Raw genomic sequence first — 16,503 nt, 5'->3', positions numbered from 1 at the left:
CCGGCACGGCCCGGGCGCCACGTGGCGCCCGCCGGCTCAGAGGAAGGTGTGCCCCTCACCGCGGTACGTCGGCACGGTCGCCGTGACCCGGTCCCCCTCCACCAGGTGCAGCTCCGCGAACCGCTCGCACAGCTCACCCGCCTTCGCGTGCCGGAACCACACCTTGTCGCCGATCAGCAGGTCGTCGGCGGGGGAGCCGAGCAGCGGCGTCTGCACCTCGCCCGGGCCCTCCTGCGGGTCGTAGCGCAGCCCCTCGGGCAGGTACGGCACCGGCAGCCGGTCCGGTCCGGCGGCGCCCGAGGCGGGGTACCCGCCGCCCAGCACCGTCACCACGCCGACCCCGGGCCGCCGCACCACCGGCAGGGCGAAGAGCGCGGCCGGACGGCCCCGGAAGGACGTGTAGTTGTCGAAGAGGCGCGGCACGTACAGGCCGGAGCCCGCGGCGATCTCGGTGACCGCGTCCTCGGCGGCGGTGTGCTGGACACTGCCCGTGCCGCCGCCGTTGACGAACTCCAGGTCCGGCGCCACGGCCCGGACCGCCCGCACCACCGCGGCCCGCCGCTCCGCCAGCTCCCGGCGCGCGGCCGTCTGCATCAGCCGGACCGCCCGGGACCGCAGCGGCCGGCCGGACACCGAGTCGCCGACCCCCGCGATGTGCCCCTCGTAGGCCATGATCCCGACCAGCCGGAAGCCGGGCCGGCGGGCCACCAGCCGGGCCAGTTCGGCGACCTGGGCGGGGGAGTGCAGCGGCGAGCGGCGCGCGCCGACCCGCACCCGGCCGCCCAGCAGCCTCAGCGAGGTGTCCAACTCCAGGCACACGCGCACCACTTCGCGGCCGCCCGCCCGAGCGGCGTCCACCAGGTCGAGCTGTGCCGGATCGTCGACCATCACCGTGACGGCGGCGGCGAGCTTGGGGTCCCCGGCGAGTTCGGCGTAGCCGGCGCGGTCGGCCGAGGGGTAGGCGAGCAGGACGTCCTGGAAGCCGGACCGGGCCAGCCACAGCGACTCGGCGAGGGTGAAGGACATCAGCCCCGCGAAGCCGTCCCGGGACAGGACGCGTTCGAGCAGGGACCGGCAGCGTACGGACTTGCTGGCGACCCGGACCGGCTTGCCGCCCGCGCGGCGCACCAGGTCGTCCGCGTTGGCGTCGAAGGCCTCCAGATCCACGATCGCGACGGGGGCGTCGAGAAGGGCGGCGGCCCGGTCGTAACGGGCCCGGTCGGCGGCGCGCGCAGTCATGAACGAAGCCTGCCAGACGGGATTACCGCAGGGTAGAGGGACGTTCCGGGCAGATGCCCCGGCGTCGCGGACTGGTTCCCGTACGGGTGCCGGCAACCCGTAGAGTGACGCGGACGGCGGCCCGGCGAACCGGCCGGACATCTGAGCCGGGATGGCGATTCGCCCGTACGGGTATGCGTGCCCGGTGACGGACGAGACCGTACCGGGCGGGGCCGCGAGCGGGGCCCGCGTACGGGAACGGCCCGGGTACGAGGAAACGGGGGGTGCATGAGCACGGAAGCGAGCCACGCCTCCCTCCCCCCGCGGCCGCCCCGGCCGCCGCACCCGGCCCCGCCCGCAGAGGGCTCCGGCGCGGCGCCGACGGACGCACAGGATGCACCGGGCGGACCGGGCACACCGGGTGCGGGCGGCGCCCGGGCCGCGGGCTCCCCGGCCGCCCGGGACTCGGTGAACTCCCCGGACCCTTCGCAGGCGGCGGCCTCCGGCGCCGCCGCGGCCGACGGCTCCGCCACGCGTTCCCGGCCCACCGGGTCCGCGGCCGCGGGCGCCGCCGCGGCGAGCTCCCGGGAGCAGGTGCGCGGGCCGTCAGGACGGCCCGCTCCGGCGGCGTCGACGGCCGGGCAGGCGGCGGACCGGTGTGCGTCCACCCCCGTGGCCTCCGGCGTCACCGCTCCGGTTGCGCGGACGGCGGACCCGTACGCGACCGGCCCCGCGGCCTCCGGCGGTGCCCCCGACCACCTCCGTCGCCCGGGTCAGGCCCGTTCCGAATCCGCCGCTCGGAACTCCCTTCCCTCCCAGGCGACTTCGACATCCCGTGCGGTACCCGCCCCGGCCTCCCCGGAGCCCGGTCGCCCCGGCTTCCGGGGGCCGCGGTCTCCGCGGGCCGACGGGCCCGCCGGCCCGCCCCCGCCGGCCGCCACCGCCCGCTTCCCGGACTCCCCGCCCACCGCCGGCCGCCCGGCGTCCGCCGACGACCGCCGCCACGCTGCGGCAGACCGCGGCGAGACACTCACGGCCACGACCGGCCTCGACGGAACCGGTACGGCCACGACCGGCCTCGACGCGACCGCTGCGGGCACGACCGGCCCCCACGAGACCGGTTCGAGCGCCGCGGGTTCCGGAGTGCCCCGTCCGGCCACGAGCGGCCCCGGCGCGAACGGCCCCGTGGCCGCGCCCCGGCGCCCGGTCGACCGGCCGGCCGCGTCCGGGCGGCCGGGGGCGGGCGGTCAGGACGTCCGCCCCGGGCGGCCCGCAGCGCGTGGCCGGGACGTCCACCCCGGGCACGCGTCGGAGACGACGACCCGCCTGCGTCCCGTGCCCGCCCACCGGCCCCCGGTACCCGGCGCGCCGCCGGCGACCGGGCACCCGGCCGCCGCACCGGCTCCCGCCCGCCCGGCCGTCCCGCCGCAGCCGGCGCCCGGTGCGGTCGCGCCCGACCCGGCGCTGTCCTGGAGCACCGCGACGCACACCGGTGCGCCCGCCGGCACCGGCCGGCCCGTCATCGCCCTCGGCGAGCCCGAGGGGTACGACGAGCGGGGCCGGCCCCGGGCGCTCGGCATGCGGGTGCGGCCGCGGGCCGCCGCCGCGGCCGCGTGCGTCGTGCTCGGCCTCGGGCTCATCGGCGGTGCGGTGACCGGCAGCTGGCTCACCGGGGACTCCGCGGCGGCCGGCACCACCGGAACCTTCGCCGCCACCGGGGCCCTGTGGCACAACGTCCCCGTCGACCAGCTCTTCCCGCCCACCGTCGAGGGCCGCGGCGCCGGACCCGGCGGCGCCGACCGCACCTGGATCCGCGTCGCCGTCGCACCGGACGGCGGCTGTGCCGGCGCCTTCGACCCGCTGCTGGCCAAGACCCTCGCCCCCGTCGGCTGCGCGCGCCTGCTGCGCGCCACCTACACGGACGCGACCCAGAGCTACGTCACCACCGTCGGCCTGCTCTTCACGAAGGGCGACCCCGCCGCGATGGGCGTCCTGCACACCCGTTTCGAACGGGAGGACCTCGGCGGCCGCACCGACCTCATGCCCCGCCCGTACGCCGCACCCGGCACCGTCGCCGCCGGGTTCGGCGACCGCCAGCGTGCCTCGTGGACCGTCTCCGTGCTCACCGACGCCCCCGTCGTGGTCTACGCCGTCTCCGGCTGGGCCGACGGCCGCACCGTGGACGCCCCCCAGCCGGCCGCGGACGCGGTGCAGGCCGGGGCCACCACCGCACCCGCCCAGGCGGGCCTCGGGCAGGAGGCGCAGGGGCTCGCCGACCGCGTCGAACGCGGGCTCCGCAGGACCGCCGGCCCGTCCCCGGAGTCGTCGTCGTGAGCATCACCAGGACCCCCTTCCCGACCCGCGGGGCCCGCCGGACCGGAGCCCTCGGCGTGCTCCTCGCCGCCGCTCTCACCCTCACCGCGGCCCCAGCCGCCCGCGCCGACGGCATCCGCGCCCAGCAGTGGGCCCTGGACGCCCTGCACACCCAGCAGGCGTGGCGCACCACCCAGGGCAAGGGCGTCACCGTCGCCGTCCTGGACACCGGCGTCGAGGCCGACCACCCCGACCTGGCAGGCAACGTGCTGCCCGGCAAGGACCTGATCGGTTTCGGCGCGCGGCGCGGCGACCGCGCCTGGGCCCGCCACGGCACCGCCATGGCCGGGATCATCGCCGGGCACGGCCACGGCCCCGGCGACTCCGCCGGCGTCATGGGCGTCGCCCCCGAGGCCCGGATCCTGCCCGTCCGCGTGATCCTCGAGGACGGCGACCCGGCCCGCGCCCGGGCCCGCACCAGCCGCGGCGACGCGCTCGCCGCCGGCATCCGGTGGGCCGCCGACCACGGCGCCGACGTCATCAACCTCTCCCTCGGCGACGACTCCGCCTCCGCCCACCCCGAGCCGGCCGAGGACGAGGCCGTCCAGTACGCGCTCAAGAAGGGCGCCGTCGTCGTGGCCTCGGCGGGCAACGGCGGCGAGAAGGGCGACCACATCTCCTACCCGGCCGCCTACCCGGGCGTCGTCGTCGCCGCGGCCGTCGACCGCTACGGCACCCGCGCGTCCTTCTCCACCCGCCGCTGGTACACCACCCTCGGCGCACCCGGCGTCGACATCGTCATCGCCGACCCGGACCACAAGTACTACGAGGGCTGGGGCACCAGCGCGGCCTCCGCCTTCGTCTCCGGGGCGGCCGCCCTCATCAAGGCCGCGCATCCGGACCTCACGCCCGCGCAGATCAAGAAGCTGCTGGAGGACACCGCACGCGACGCGCCGGTCGACGGGCGCGACGACTCCCGCGGCTTCGGGTTCATCGACCCGGCGGCCGCGCTCGCCGCCGCGGGCCGCCTCAGGCCCGCGGGACTGCACGCGGCGGCCTACGGCAACCGCTATTTCGGCCCCGGCCCCGACGGCGCCCCGGGCGACGGCGGTCCCGGCTGGGCGGGCGCCCTCGCGGGCGGCGCCGGAGTGGCCCTGCTGGCCTCGGCGGTGGTGCTGTGGCGGGGCCGCCGCGAGGAGCACGACACGTACTGAACGCCGCGGCACCGCGAACGCCGCAGCACCGGCCCCCACGGTGCCGCGCCGCATCCCCGCCCGCCTCCGCCCCGTCGGCGAGGCCCGGCTCCGCCCCCTCAGGGCACCCCCGGCCCCGCACGACCGTCCCCCGTGAACGCCGACACGGCCGCCCGGGCCGCCGACTCGACCAGGGACACCCCCGCCTCCCGGGTCGCGCTGCCGTCCGACAGCACGGCGAGCAGCAGGTCCCGCCCGCGCACCGTCACCCGCCCGATGCTGTGGACGGTCCACCGGCCGGTCGTGCTCCGCGGCATCCAGCCGTTCTTCAGGGCCCACGCGGAACCGTCGGCCACCGCCGACACCCCCCAGTCCTGTCCCGGGACGACCCGCCCCATCAGCCCCTCGACGTACCGCCGCCCGGCCGCGTGCAGCTGCGACCGCTCCCCGAACACCTGCTCCAGCAGCATGAGCTGCTCGGCCGCCGTGGTCCGGGTCAGCCCCCATCGCGGACCGTCGCCCCCGCGGGTGCCGGTGAGCCCGAGCCGCTCGTTGGCCGCGTCCAGTCCGGCGGCCCCGCCGATGGTGCGCCACAGCGCGGACGCCGCCTCGTTGTCACTGGTCCCGATCATCGCGGCCGCGGCCGCCCGCTCCCGCGCGGCCGGCCACCGACCCGCGTCCTGCGCACCGAGCAGCAGGGCCGCCAGGATGTCCACCTTGACGATGCTCGCCGTGGCGAACACCCGGTCGCCGTGCCCGGCCGCCCGCCCCGACCGCAGATCGCGCACCGCCACGGACACGGCCGCGCCCTCCGGCACCGCCACCGCCCGCATCGCCGCCGCCGGCAGCGCCCCGAGCCACTCCGGGGGACCCGTCACCGCATCCTCCGACACACCGAAGCCTCCCCGCTCGACCCGACCCGGCCCCGCCGACGATACGGCCGCCGGCCCGCACCCGCCCCCCTGCGCACGGGCCCGGGCCCGGGTGGCGCCGGCCCCCGGATAAGGTCGGTGACCGTGGCGAACAAGAACATCCCCGACTCCGGCTTCTCCGACGACGACGGCTCCGCCGACCCGCGGCTCGGCGCGGCACTCGCCGCCTGGTCGGAGGACCGCTCCGCCGTCGGCCCCGTCCTGGAGGCGCTCAAGGGCGCCCGGCTGCTCGTGCCCGTGGTGGCCGTGCTGGGCGAGGTGGAGGAGGACGCGAACGGACTGCGCCGCGAGAAGACCAGCGACATGGCCGTCCCCACCCTGAAGGCCGGGTCGCGCACCGCCCTGCCCGCCTTCACCTCCACCGAGTCCCTGGCCCGCTGGGACCCGGAGGCCCGCCCCGTCGCCGTACCCCTGCACCAGGCGCTGCAGGCGGCCGCGCACGAGAAGGCGGACACCGTGGTCCTGGACGTGGCCGGTCCGGTCCCGTTCGAGCTGACCGGGCCGGCGCTGCTGGCGCTCGCCGAGGGCCGGACGGCGACCGACCCGCTGGCCGACCCGGCCGTCGCGGCGGCCGTGCGCGAGGCCGTGGCCGCCGAACCGGCCGTGCTCCGCGCCCACCTCGGCCCGGGCCGCGCGGACGGCACCCTCGCGCTCGTCCTCGACCCGGCGGCGCCGCAGGCCGAGACGGCGCGTTCCGTGGCCGGGCGGCTGGCCGCCAGCGACACACTGAGGGCCCGCCTGGTGCGCGGCCTCGACCTGGCAGTGCTGCCGGCCGGGGCGACGCCGCCGGGCGAGCCCTTGTACGTGAAGGAGGACTGACGCGGGACCCGCGTACGGTCCGGCGGATCAGCCGTAGACCGGGCCCGTGTACTTCTCGCCCGGGCCCTGTCCCGGCTCGTCCGGGACCAGGGACGCCTCGCGGAAGGCCAGCTGCAGCGACTTCAGGCCGTCGCGCAGCGGCGCCGCGTGGAAGGAGCTGATCTCGGTCGCGCTCGCGTCCAGCAGGCCGGCCAGCGCGCTCACCAGCTTGCGGGCCTCGTCCAGGTCCTTGTGCTGCTCGCCCTCCTCGGTGAGACCGAGCTTGACGGCCGCGGCGCTCATCAGGTTGACGGCGACCGTCACGATCACCTCGACGGCGGGCACCTCCGCGATGTCGCGGGCCATGGCGTCGAAGTCGGGCGACCCGGCGGGGTCGGGGGTGGCCTCGGGGCGGTCCGAGGGGGAGGTGTCACTCATGCCCCTCACCATAGGCGCAGCCCGCCCCCGCCCCGCCCGCGGGCCGTCCCGTGCGGCCCAGGGCGCGGCCCGCGGAGGCCGCCGGGGACGGTCCGCGGCAGTGGATTCGCGCCACCCATGGCGAGCTGCTAACCTTGTGTGACGACCGGTCGGACACGCCTGCCTCGCGGTGAGCGCGCCCGGCCCACAAGTGGAGGCTTTCGAACTCCCACCCGGCCGCCCGTCAGGGCGGCGGGTCACCGGTCAGGCGGTCCCGCACCCCGAGGCGCGGACCCGCCCGAAAGTGCGCCCCGCGGCCATCGCGGCGGTCGCTCCGGTTAGTTCGAGGAGCGCTGCCTGTGATCGTCCCGGGGCATTTTTGATGCCTCGGCGCGGTTAGGTCTAAGGAACACAGAGTTACGCGGCCGTCCGCCAGACCGTCGCGTGGTGCTACCGAGGAGGATCCATCAGCGCCGAGCCCCGCATCAACGACCGGATTCGCGTTCCCGAGGTGCGACTTGTCGGTCCCAGCGGCGAGCAGGTCGGCATCGTGCCGCTTGCCAAGGCCCTGGAGCTTGCGCAGGAGTACGACCTGGACCTGGTCGAGGTCGCGGCCACCGCCCGTCCGCCCGTGTGCAAGCTCATGGACTACGGGAAGTTCAAGTACGAGTCGGCCATGAAGGCCCGTGAGGCGCGCAAGAACCAGGCGCACACGGTCATCAAGGAGATGAAGCTCCGGCCGAAGATCGACCCGCACGACTACGACACCAAGAAGGGTCACGTCGTCCGGTTCCTCAAGCAGGGCGACAAGGTCAAGATCACGATCATGTTCCGTGGTCGCGAGCAGTCCCGGCCCGAGCTGGGCTACCGGCTGCTGCAGCGTCTCGCGGAGGACGTCCAGGACCTCGGCTTCGTGGAGTCGAACCCCAAGCAGGACGGCCGGAACATGATCATGGTTCTCGGTCCGCACAAGAAGAAGACCGAGGCGATGGCCGAGGCCAGGCAGGCGCAGGAGGCCCGCAAGGCGGAGGCGAAGGCCAACCCCGGTCGCTCGCAGAACCCTGCTGACACCGATGCCGACGTCGACGCCGAAGGCGGCATCGACACCGCCGTCGACACCGAGGCCCCGGCCGAGGCGTGACCCCCGGGACGCGAGTCCCAGGAAGTAACCGAAACAAGAGCGACGCTCCACCGTGCCCGGTTTTGCGACCGGGCATCGGAGCGCCACCGACGAGGAGAGAACGGCGCTATGCCGAAGAACAAGTCGCACAGCGGTGCCAGCAAGCGCTTCAAGGTCACCGGCTCCGGCAAGGTGCTCCGTGAGCGCGCCGGCAAGCGCCACCTGCTTGAGCACAAGTCGTCCCGCGTGACGCGTCGCCTCACCGGCAACGCCGAGATGGCCCCGGGCGACGCCGCGAAGATCAAGAAGCTTCTCGGCAAGTGACGCACCGGCGCCCGATCGTGAGAGCGATCCGCGCCGTACGTCTGGACCGGGACCCAATCGTTTCCGGGCCGTGTGAGCACCACCACGGCCCCGCTACAAGGAGTTAACAAGTGGCACGCGTCAAGCGGGCAGTCAACGCCCACAAGAAGCGCCGGGCGATCCTCGAGCAGGCCTCCGGCTACCGCGGTCAGCGTTCGCGCCTGTACCGCAAGGCCAAGGAGCAGGTCACCCACTCGCTGGTCTACAACTACAACGACCGCAAGAAGCGCAAGGGCGACTTCCGTCAGCTGTGGATCCAGCGCATCAACGCCGCTGCCCGCGCCAACGGCATGACCTACAACCGCTTCATCCAGGGTCTGAAGGCCGCGAACGTCGAGGTCGACCGCAAGATCCTGGCCGAGCTGGCCGTCAACGACGCCGGCGCCTTCGCCGCGCTCGTCGAGGTCGCCCAGAAGGCGCTCCCGAGCGACGTCAACGCGCCGAAGGCTGCGTGACGCCGCACCGGCACGAGGCCGACGTGCAGTGAGGACCCGCAGGCTGAGCAAGCCTGCGGGTCCCGTTGTGTCCCGAGACATCCGGCCGGTCCGGCACCGCCGGAACCCGCCGTGGCGGCCGACCCGCCCCGACGGCGGTCCGTAGCTGCAGAGGTGAACCGCATGCCCCCCGCCATCCCCGAGCCGATCTCCCCCCGCTCGCCCCGCGTCACCGCCGCCCGTCGGCTCGCGAAGCGGAACGCCCGGGGCAAGGAGCGGCTGTTCCTCGCCGAGGGACCGCAGGCCGTGCGGGAGGCGGCGGCGCACCGTGCCGGTGGTGCCGCGACGCTCGTCGAGCTGTTCACCACCCTGGAGGCGGCCGACCGCTACGCCGACATCGTCGGCGAGGCCCGCGCCGCGGGCGCCCGCATCCACATCGCCTCCGAGCAGGTCGTCGCCGACATCTCCACCACCGTCACCCCGCAGGGCCTGGTCGGTGTCTGCCGCTTCCTGGACACGCCCTTCGAGGACGTCCTCGCCGCCCGCCCCCGCCTCGTCGCCGTCCTCGCCCACGTCCGCGACCCCGGGAACGCCGGCACGGTGCTGCGCTGCGCCGACGCCGCCGGCGCCGACGCGGTCGTCCTCACCGACGCCTCCGTGGACCTGTACAACCCCAAGGCCGTCCGCGCCTCCGTCGGCTCGCTGTTCCACCTGCCGGTCGCCGTCGGCGTCCCCGTCGACGAGGCCGTCGACGGGCTCAAGGGCGCCGGCGTCCGCATCCTCGCCGCCGACGGCGCCGGCCCGCACGACCTCGACCAGGAACTCGACCGGGGCGCCATGGGCGGCCCCACGGCCTGGGTCTTCGGCAACGAGGCATGGGGCCTGCCGGAGGAGACCCGTGCCCTGGCCGACGCCGTCGTCCGCGTGCCGATCCACGGAAGGGCCGAGAGCCTGAACCTCGCCACCGCCGCGGCCGTATGCCTCTATGCGTCCGCGCGTGCACAGCGTGCCTCCGGAGGGTGCCGCTCCGTCACCGGGAGCTAGTAGGGTGACCAGCTCGGGAGTCCACGCCGGACTCCGGCTCCGCTCGGGCAGGGGGTGCCCCCGGCGTCGTCAGAGAGGTGGGGTACGGGGATGAGGGTCGGCACGAGCAGCGCACCGGGGCGACGGGACGCGCGCCGCCCGCCCACGCCGGGCCCCGGCGACCTCGCCGACCTCGGGCTCGATCCCGACGCCCTGCCCGACGGCCTGGTCGTCGCCGACGAGCAGGGCCGCGTGATCTGCTTCAACGCCGCCGCGTCCCGCATCACCGCGGTGCCCGCCGAGGAGGCCCTCGGCCGCCGGCTGGAGAGGGCGCTGCCGCTGGAGGACCTGGAGGGGCGGCGCTGGTGGCCGCTGACCGACCCCTACGGCGGCCTCGCCATCCGCGTCGGACAGCCCGAACGCAACCTGCTGCTGCACGGCGGCCGCGAGGTCCTCGTCTCCGCCCGGTACGTCCGTACCCACCCCACCGGGCCGGTGCGCCGGGTCGTCGTCTGCCTGCGCGACACCGAGGCCCGCCGCCGCACCGAGCGCAGCCACGCCGAGCTGATCGCCACCGTGGCCCACGAGCTGCGGTCGCCGCTGACCTCCGTGAAGGGCTTCACCGCCACCCTGCTGGCCAAGTGGGAGCGGTTCACCGACGACCAGAAGCGGCTGATGCTGGAGACCGTCGACGCCGACGCCGACCGGGTCACCCGGCTCATCGCCGAGCTGCTCGACATCTCCCGCATCGACTCCGGCCGGCTCGAAGTGCGCCGCCAGCTCATCGACGTCGGCGCCGCCGTGGGCCGCCACATCCAGGCGTACGTCGCCGCCGGACAGCCCGCCGACCGCTTCCTGGTCCGGATCGAGCAGCCGCTGCCCACCCTGTGGGCCGACCCCGACAAGATCGACCAGGTGCTCAGCAACCTCATCGAAAACGCGGTGCGGCACGGCGAGGGAACCGTCACCATAGACGTCACGCCCGCGACGGCCCCCCGGGAAGGGGAGCCGGACGGGCACACCGCCACGTCGGTCACGGTGAGCGACGAGGGGCCCGGCATCCCGGAGGAGTCCATGAACCGCGTCTTCACCCGCTTCTGGCGGGGCAGCAAGCGCGGCGGCACCGGCCTCGGGCTCTACATCGTCAAGGGCATCGTCGAGGCCCACGGCGGCGCCATCACGGTCGGCCGTGCCCCCGGCGGGGGCGCGCAGTTCCGATTTACCCTGCCCGTGGGCACCCCGGCGCACCTGCTCTGAGCACCGCCGGGCCCCCACGGGCGCATCCCCCGGTCACCGCCCCGTTAGACTCGGCCTTTGGCACCCTTGCGTCCCAAGAACGGCGACGGCCCGTCCCAGGATCGGAGACGGTTCGTCCACGAGTCGGTGACGGGACCTCCAGCCAGCCAATCGGAAGCACGGGAAGAGATGTCGGCACCGAATAAGTCGTACGACCCTGTAGAGGTCGAGGCGTTGAAACCGGAAGAGATCGAGCGCATGCGGGACGAGGCGCTCGCCGCCTTCGCCGCCGCGGACTCCCTCGACGCGCTCCACGAGGCCAAGGTCGCCCACACCGGCCCCGCCTCCCCGCTGGCCCTCGCCAACCGCGAGATCGGCGCCCTGCCCCCGCACGCCAAGGCCGACGCCGGCAAGCGTGTCGGCCAGGCCCGCGGCGCCGTGAACAAGGCGCTGGCCGGCCGGCAGGCCGAGCTGGAGGCCGAGCGCGACGCGCGGGTGCTCGTCGAGGAGGACGTCGACGTCACGCTGCCCTACGACCGGGTCGCCCCCGGCGCCCGGCACCCCCTCACCACGCTCTCGGAGCGCATCGAGGACATCTTCACGGCCATGGGCTACGAGGTCGCCGAGGGCCCGGAGACCGAGGCCGAGTGGTTCAACTTCGACGCCCTCAACATCGGCCCGGACCACCCGGCGCGCGGCGAGGCCGACACCTTCTTCGTCCAGGGCCCCGAGGGCCGCGGGGAGTCCGGTGTCGTGCTGCGCACCCACACCTCGCCGGTCCAGATCCGCTCCCTGCTCCAGCGCGAGCTGCCGGTCTACGTGATCTGCCCCGGCCGCGTCTACCGCACCGACGAGCTGGACGCCACGCACACCCCCGTCTTCCACCAGGTCGAGCTGCTGGCCGTCGACGAGGGCCTGACCATGGCCGACCTCAAGGGCACCCTGGACCACATGGTCCAGTCGCTGTTCGGCGAGGGCATGAAGACCCGGCTGCGGCCGAACTTCTTCCCCTTCACCGAGCCGAGCGCCGAGATGGACATGCTCTGCTACGTCTGCAAGGGCGACTCCGTCGGCAACCCCGACCGGCCCTGCCGCACCTGCTCCTCCGAGGGCTGGATCGAACTCGGCGGCTGCGGCATGGTCAACCCGCGGGTGCTCACCGCCTGCGGCGTCGACCCGCAGAAGTACAGCGGCTTCGCCTTCGGGTTCGGCATCGAGCGGATGCTGATGTTCCGCCACAACGTCGAGGACATGCGAGACATGGTCGAGGGCGACGTCCGGTTCACCCGGCCGTTCGGGATGGAGATCTGATGCGGGTCCCGCTTTCCTGGCTGCGGGAGTACGTCGAGCTGCCGGCGACCGAAACCGGCCGTGACGTCCAGGCCAAGCTCATTTCGGCCGGCCTCGAGGTCGAGACCGTCGAGCAGCTCGGCGCCGACCTCAAGGGGCCGCTCGTCGTCGGCCGGGTGCTGACCATCGAGGAGCTGGAGGGCTTCAAGAAGCCGATCCGCTTCTGCACCGTCGACGTCGGCGGCGCCAACGGCACCGGCGAGCCCCAGGAGATCGTCTGCGGCGCCCGCAACTTCGCCGTCGGCGACAAGGTCGTCGTCGTCCTGCCGGGCGCCGTGCTGCCCGGCGGCTTCGCGATCAGCGCCCGCAAGACCTACGGCAAGACGTCCCACGGCATGATCTGCTCGACCGACGAGCTGGGCATGGGCGACGACGGCACGCACGGCATCATCGTGCTGCCGCCGGAGACCGAGACCGGCCGGGACGCCATCGAGCTGCTGGAACTGGTCGACGAGGTCCTCGACATCGCCGTCACCGCCAACCGCGGCGACTGCCTGTCGATCCGCGGCGTCGCCCGCGAGGCCGCGATCGCCTACGGGCTGCCGTTGCGCGACCCGGCCCTGATCGACGTACCGGCCCCGAACGCCCTCGGTCACCCGGTGAAGATCTCCGACCCGATCGGCTGCGACCGCTTCACCGCCCGCACCGTCACCGGCCTGAGCCCCGAGGTGCGCTCCCCGATCTGGCTCCAGCGCCGGCTCCAGAAGGTCGGCATGCGCCCGATCTCGCTCGCCGTCGACGTCACGAACTACGTGATGATGGAGCTGGGCCAGCCCCTGCACGCCTACGACCGCTCCCTGGTCCGCGGCACCATCGGCGTGCGCCGGGCGCAGGAGGGCGAGAAGATCGTCACCCTGGACGGCACCGCGCGCACGCTGCACGCCGAGGACCTGGTCATCACCGACGAGCGCGGCCCGATCGGCCTGGCCGGCGTGATGGGCGGCGCCGACACGGAGATCGCCGACCACGACGCCACCGCGAACGGGACGGACGCCACCACCGCCGTGGTGATCGAGGCCGCCCACTTCGACGCCGTCTCCGTCGCGCGCACCGCCCGCCGGCACAAGCTGTCCTCGGAGGCGTCCCGCCGCTTCGAGCGGGGCGTCGACCCGCAGGCCGCCTCCGCCGCGGCCCAGCGCACCGTCGACCTGCTCGTGCTCCTGGCCGGCGGCACCGCCGAGGCCGGCGTCACCGAGGTGATCGCGCCGTCCGCGCCGCACACGATCACCGTCCCGGCGGACCACCCGGACCGGGTCGCGGGCGTGCGCTACGGCCGGGAGACCGTCGTCCGCCGCCTGCAGGAGGTCGGCTGTGACGTCTACGGGCAGGACGAGCTGATCGTCACCGTGCCGTCCTGGCGGCCCGACCTCACCGACGCCAACGACCTGGCCGAGGAGGTCATCCGGCTGGAGGGCTACGAGAACCTGCCCTCCACGCTGCCCCGGCCCCGGGCCGGCCGCGGCCTGACCCACCGTCAGCGACTGCACCGCCGGACCGGCCGGGCGCTCGCCGGCGCGGGCTTCGTCGAGGCGCTGAACTACCCGTTCGTCGGTGAGCAGGTCCCCGACCAGCTCGGTCTGGCGGCCGACGACCCCGCCCGCCGCATGGTCCGGCTGGTCAACCCGCTCAACGACGAGGAGCCCGCGCTGCGCACGACGCTGCTGCCGGGCCTGCTCGCCGCGCTCCGCCGCAACGACGGCCGCGGCAGTCACGACCTCGCGCTGTTCGAGACCGGCCTGGTCTTCCACCCGCGCGAGGAGCGGGCCGCCGCCGTCCACCTCCCCGTGGACCGGCGCCCCACCGACGAGGAGACCGCGGCACTGGACGCGGCGCTGCCCGAGCAGCCGCGCCACGTGGCCGCCGTCCTGGCCGGCGCCCGCGAGCAGGCGGGCTGGTGGGGAGCGGGCCGTCCGGCCGGCTGGTCGGACGCGGTCGAGTCCGCGCGGACCGTCGCCCGCGAGGCCGGCGTCGAACTGATCGTGCGCAAGGGCCGGTACGGTCCGTGGCACCCGGGCCGGTGCGCCGAGCTCGCGGTCGCCGTGGACGGCACCGAGCAGGTCGTCGGCCACGCCGGTGAACTGCACCCGCGCGTTCTGAAGGCGCTGGGCCTGCCCGAGCGCACCTGCGCGATGGAGCTGGACCTGGACGCCCTGGAGCGGGCCGGGGACGACACCCTGCAGGCGCCGCGCATCTCCACCTTCCCGGTGGCCACGCAGGACGTCGCCCTGGTCGTGGACCGGCCCGTCCCGCACACCGAGGTGGAGGCCGCGCTGCGCGAGGGCGCCGGTGAACTGCTGGAGTCCATCCGGCTGTTCGACGTCTACGAGAACGCCGAGCAGCTCGGCGAGGGCCGGAAGTCGCTGGCGTACGCCCTGCGCTTCCGCTCCGCCGACCGGACGCTGACCGTCGACGAGGCGTCGGCGGCCCGGGACGCGGCGGTCGCCCTGGCCGCGGAGCGCACCGGGGCGGAGCTGCGCGCCTGACGCGCGGCCCGGCACCGCACCCGGAGCACCCCCGGGACACCGCGCCCCCGGGCGCCGGCCACCACGGCCGGCGCCCGGGGGCGCGCGCCGTTCCGGGGCCGTCACGGGCACCGGCGGCCCCTCACCCGTTCGGGTGGCACGGCCGGATGATCCCTCCGCCGTGCACCGCCCGGCCGACAGAATCGACCGTGGCCCCCCGGGGCCGGTCTGCGCTGTCGGGGCCTTTGGGGGGCCACGCATGAACCGCATCAGGGCTGGGGCCGCGCGCAGCGCGCCGTCCCGCAGGAACTCCCGCACGGCAACCGGACGCGGCGCCCGCGCCGACGTCCGGACACCCGTCCGGAGAGGGCTCCCGGCCTGGGCCCGCGCCGGTGCCCGCCGCCCGGAGCGCACTCCGTCCGCCGGGCCCGGATCCCGCCCGCCGAACCGGGCGCTCGCCCTCGGTCCGCCCACGGTCTGGGGCGCCCTGGCCGTCACCTACCGGCTGACCTGTCCGCTCGCCCAGGGCCACGGCCTCGGCTCGCGGCTGGCCACCGGCGCCTTCCTCCTCGCCGCCGGCACCGGCCTCGTCCTGACGGTGCGCCGGACGCTGCTGCGCGAGCTGCGGCAGGCCCGTGCGGTGGCGGGCGCCGCCCAGCGGGTGGTGCTGCGGCCGCTCCCGTCCCGGGTCGAGGGGCTCGACCTCGCCGCGGCGCACCTGTCCGCGGACCGCGGCGCCCTTGTCGGCGGCGACCTGTACGAGGTGATCGCCACCGAGCACGGGGTGCGGCTGGTCGTGGGGGACGTCCGCGGGCACGGACTCGCCGCCCTCGGGACGGTCGCCGCGGTCCTCGGCAGCTTCCGCGAGGCCGCCCACGACGAGCCCGAACTCGCCGGTGTGCTGCGCCGGCTGGAGCGGGCGCTCGGCCGCCACCTGCGCGAGCGGGCCCGCACCGGGCACCCGGTGCCCGGCCCCGAACCGGAGCCCGGTGCCACGGAGGACTTCGTCACCGTCCTGCTGCTGGAGATCGACCCGGCCGGCCGGGTGCACGCGCTCAACTGCGGGCACCCCTGGCCGTACCGGCTCGGCGGCCACGGCGCGGTGCCGCTGGCCCGCGCCGAACCGCTGCCGCCGCTCGGGCCCTTCCCGCTGCCGGCCGCACTGGACGCGGCGGACGTGGGACGGCTGCCGCCGGGGGAGGCGCTGGTGCTGTACACGGACGGCGCGGAGGACGCCCGCGACGCCAAGGGCCGCTTCTTCCCGCTCGCCGCCGTCCTGGCCGAGGCCGCCGCGGACCGGCCCGTCGTCCCGCAGTCCGTCCTGCGTACCGTGCTGACCCGGCTGCTGCGCCACACCGGGGGACGGCCCGCCGACGACGTGGCCGTGCTGGTGGTGCGCAACGGCCGTCCGGCGCGCGCCTGCGCCGGCCCGGCGGCCGCACGGGGGGCCGGCGGGCCGTCCGCCCCGCCACGGAGTGTCGAGCAGGCGGCCGGGCGGACGGCGCGGTGACGGGCCGCCGCACTGTTCGAGGGGGAGCCGGCGGCCCGGCCGGCCTCTTGCGAGGCATCCCAGTGAACCGGCCGGGGACTCTGTGCGACAGTGCGCACACGCCCCGGGTTCGCGCACTCGGTTCACACCCCGTG

General features: G+C 75.7%; 14 protein-coding genes. 11 read left to right on the top strand and 3 right to left on the bottom strand.

Annotated features, from left to right (window positions below; all coding sequences use genetic code 11):
• Positions 1-36 precede the first annotated feature (36 nt).
• Positions 37-1,239, bottom strand: coding sequence for an amino acid deaminase/aldolase (locus P3H78_RS14470; protein WP_276109362.1), 1,203 nt, complete (start codon positions 1,237-1,239; stop codon positions 37-39).
• A gap of 1,314 nt (positions 1,240-2,553) precedes the next feature.
• Between P3H78_RS14470 and P3H78_RS14465 the strand changes: the two genes are divergently transcribed.
• Positions 2,554-3,552 (top strand): hypothetical protein, encoded by a 999-nt coding sequence (locus P3H78_RS14465; RefSeq protein WP_276109361.1) that lies wholly within the window; start codon positions 2,554-2,556, stop codon positions 3,550-3,552.
• Positions 3,549-4,745: a type VII secretion-associated serine protease mycosin gene (gene mycP / locus P3H78_RS14460; protein WP_276109360.1), complete on the top strand. Its 1,197-nt coding sequence runs from the start codon at positions 3,549-3,551 to the stop codon at positions 4,743-4,745. Before P3H78_RS14465 ends, mycP begins: the two co-directional genes overlap by 4 nt.
• Positions 4,746-4,843: 98 nt before the next feature.
• Here mycP and P3H78_RS14455 read toward each other — a convergent pair whose 3' ends face one another.
• The gene (locus tag P3H78_RS14455) at positions 4,844-5,602 is read right to left on the bottom strand and encodes a serine hydrolase (RefSeq protein WP_438827967.1); all 759 of its coding nucleotides are present in this window, start codon (positions 5,600-5,602) and stop codon (positions 4,844-4,846) included.
• Positions 5,603-5,740: 138 nt separating this feature from the next.
• Here P3H78_RS14455 and P3H78_RS14450 point away from each other — a divergent pair, with 138 nt between their 5' ends.
• Positions 5,741-6,475 (top strand): SseB family protein, encoded by a 735-nt coding sequence (locus P3H78_RS14450; RefSeq protein ID WP_276109359.1) that lies wholly within the window; start codon positions 5,741-5,743, stop codon positions 6,473-6,475.
• A gap of 27 nt (positions 6,476-6,502) precedes the next feature.
• Here P3H78_RS14450 and P3H78_RS14445 read toward each other — a convergent pair whose 3' ends face one another.
• A complete protein-coding gene (locus tag P3H78_RS14445) occupies positions 6,503-6,892 on the bottom strand; it encodes a DUF1844 domain-containing protein (RefSeq protein WP_276109358.1) in 390 nt (129 codons plus the stop codon).
• A 445-nt stretch (positions 6,893-7,337) separates the two neighbouring features.
• Between P3H78_RS14445 and infC the strand changes: the two genes are divergently transcribed.
• The 8 genes from infC (at position 7,338) to P3H78_RS14405 (ending at position 16,369) form a co-directional block, all read left to right on the top strand.
• Positions 7,338-8,012: a translation initiation factor IF-3 gene (gene infC, locus P3H78_RS14440; protein ID WP_276109578.1), complete on the top strand. Its 675-nt coding sequence runs from the start codon at positions 7,338-7,340 to the stop codon at positions 8,010-8,012.
• A gap of 108 nt (positions 8,013-8,120) precedes the next feature.
• Positions 8,121-8,315, top strand: coding sequence for a 50S ribosomal protein L35 (gene rpmI, locus P3H78_RS14435; protein ID WP_004933563.1), 195 nt, complete (start codon positions 8,121-8,123; stop codon positions 8,313-8,315).
• 110 nt (positions 8,316-8,425) lie between these two features.
• Positions 8,426-8,809 (top strand): 50S ribosomal protein L20, encoded by a 384-nt coding sequence (gene rplT / locus P3H78_RS14430; RefSeq protein WP_003989074.1) that lies wholly within the window; start codon positions 8,426-8,428, stop codon positions 8,807-8,809.
• Positions 8,810-8,971: 162 nt separating this feature from the next.
• Positions 8,972-9,832: a TrmH family RNA methyltransferase gene (locus P3H78_RS14425; protein WP_276109357.1), complete on the top strand. Its 861-nt coding sequence runs from the start codon at positions 8,972-8,974 to the stop codon at positions 9,830-9,832.
• 90 nt (positions 9,833-9,922) lie between these two features.
• Positions 9,923-11,068: a sensor histidine kinase gene (locus P3H78_RS14420; protein ID WP_276109356.1), complete on the top strand. Its 1,146-nt coding sequence runs from the start codon at positions 9,923-9,925 to the stop codon at positions 11,066-11,068.
• 168 nt (positions 11,069-11,236) lie between these two features.
• A complete protein-coding gene (pheS, locus tag P3H78_RS14415) occupies positions 11,237-12,358 on the top strand; it encodes a phenylalanine--tRNA ligase subunit alpha (RefSeq protein WP_276109355.1) in 1,122 nt (373 codons plus the stop codon).
• Positions 12,358-14,880 (top strand): phenylalanine--tRNA ligase subunit beta, encoded by a 2,523-nt coding sequence (gene pheT / locus P3H78_RS14410; RefSeq protein ID WP_276109354.1) that lies wholly within the window; start codon positions 12,358-12,360, stop codon positions 14,878-14,880. Before pheS ends, pheT begins: the two co-directional genes overlap by 1 nt.
• Positions 14,881-15,118: 238 nt before the next feature.
• The gene (locus tag P3H78_RS14405) at positions 15,119-16,369 is read left to right on the top strand and encodes a PP2C family protein-serine/threonine phosphatase (RefSeq protein WP_276109353.1); all 1,251 of its coding nucleotides are present in this window, start codon (positions 15,119-15,121) and stop codon (positions 16,367-16,369) included.
• The last annotated feature ends 134 nt before the right edge of the window (positions 16,370-16,503 follow it).

This window comes from Streptomyces tropicalis, from assembly GCF_029269835.1.
Classification (GTDB): Bacteria; Actinomycetota; Actinomycetes; order Streptomycetales; family Streptomycetaceae; genus Streptomyces; species Streptomyces tropicalis.
The sequence above is the reverse complement of the archived record's forward strand: the minus strand, read 5'-3'. Positions and strand labels throughout refer to the sequence as shown.

Coding starts and splice junctions, on each gene's coding strand:
- P3H78_RS14470 (WP_276109362.1), bottom strand. CDS start 1,239: ATGACTGCGCGCGCCGCCGACCGGGCCCGTTACGACCGGGCCGCCGCC.
- P3H78_RS14445 (WP_276109358.1), bottom strand. CDS start 6,892: ATGAGTGACACCTCCCCCTCGGACCGCCCCGAGGCCACCCCCGACCCC.
- rpmI (WP_004933563.1), top strand. CDS start 8,121: ATGCCGAAGAACAAGTCGCACAGCGGTGCCAGCAAGCGCTTCAAGGTC.
- P3H78_RS14425 (WP_276109357.1), top strand. CDS start 8,972: ATGCCCCCCGCCATCCCCGAGCCGATCTCCCCCCGCTCGCCCCGCGTC.
- P3H78_RS14420 (WP_276109356.1), top strand. CDS start 9,923: ATGAGGGTCGGCACGAGCAGCGCACCGGGGCGACGGGACGCGCGCCGC.
- pheS (WP_276109355.1), top strand. CDS start 11,237: ATGTCGGCACCGAATAAGTCGTACGACCCTGTAGAGGTCGAGGCGTTG.
- pheT (WP_276109354.1), top strand. CDS start 12,358: ATGCGGGTCCCGCTTTCCTGGCTGCGGGAGTACGTCGAGCTGCCGGCG.
- P3H78_RS14405 (WP_276109353.1), top strand. CDS start 15,119: ATGAACCGCATCAGGGCTGGGGCCGCGCGCAGCGCGCCGTCCCGCAGG.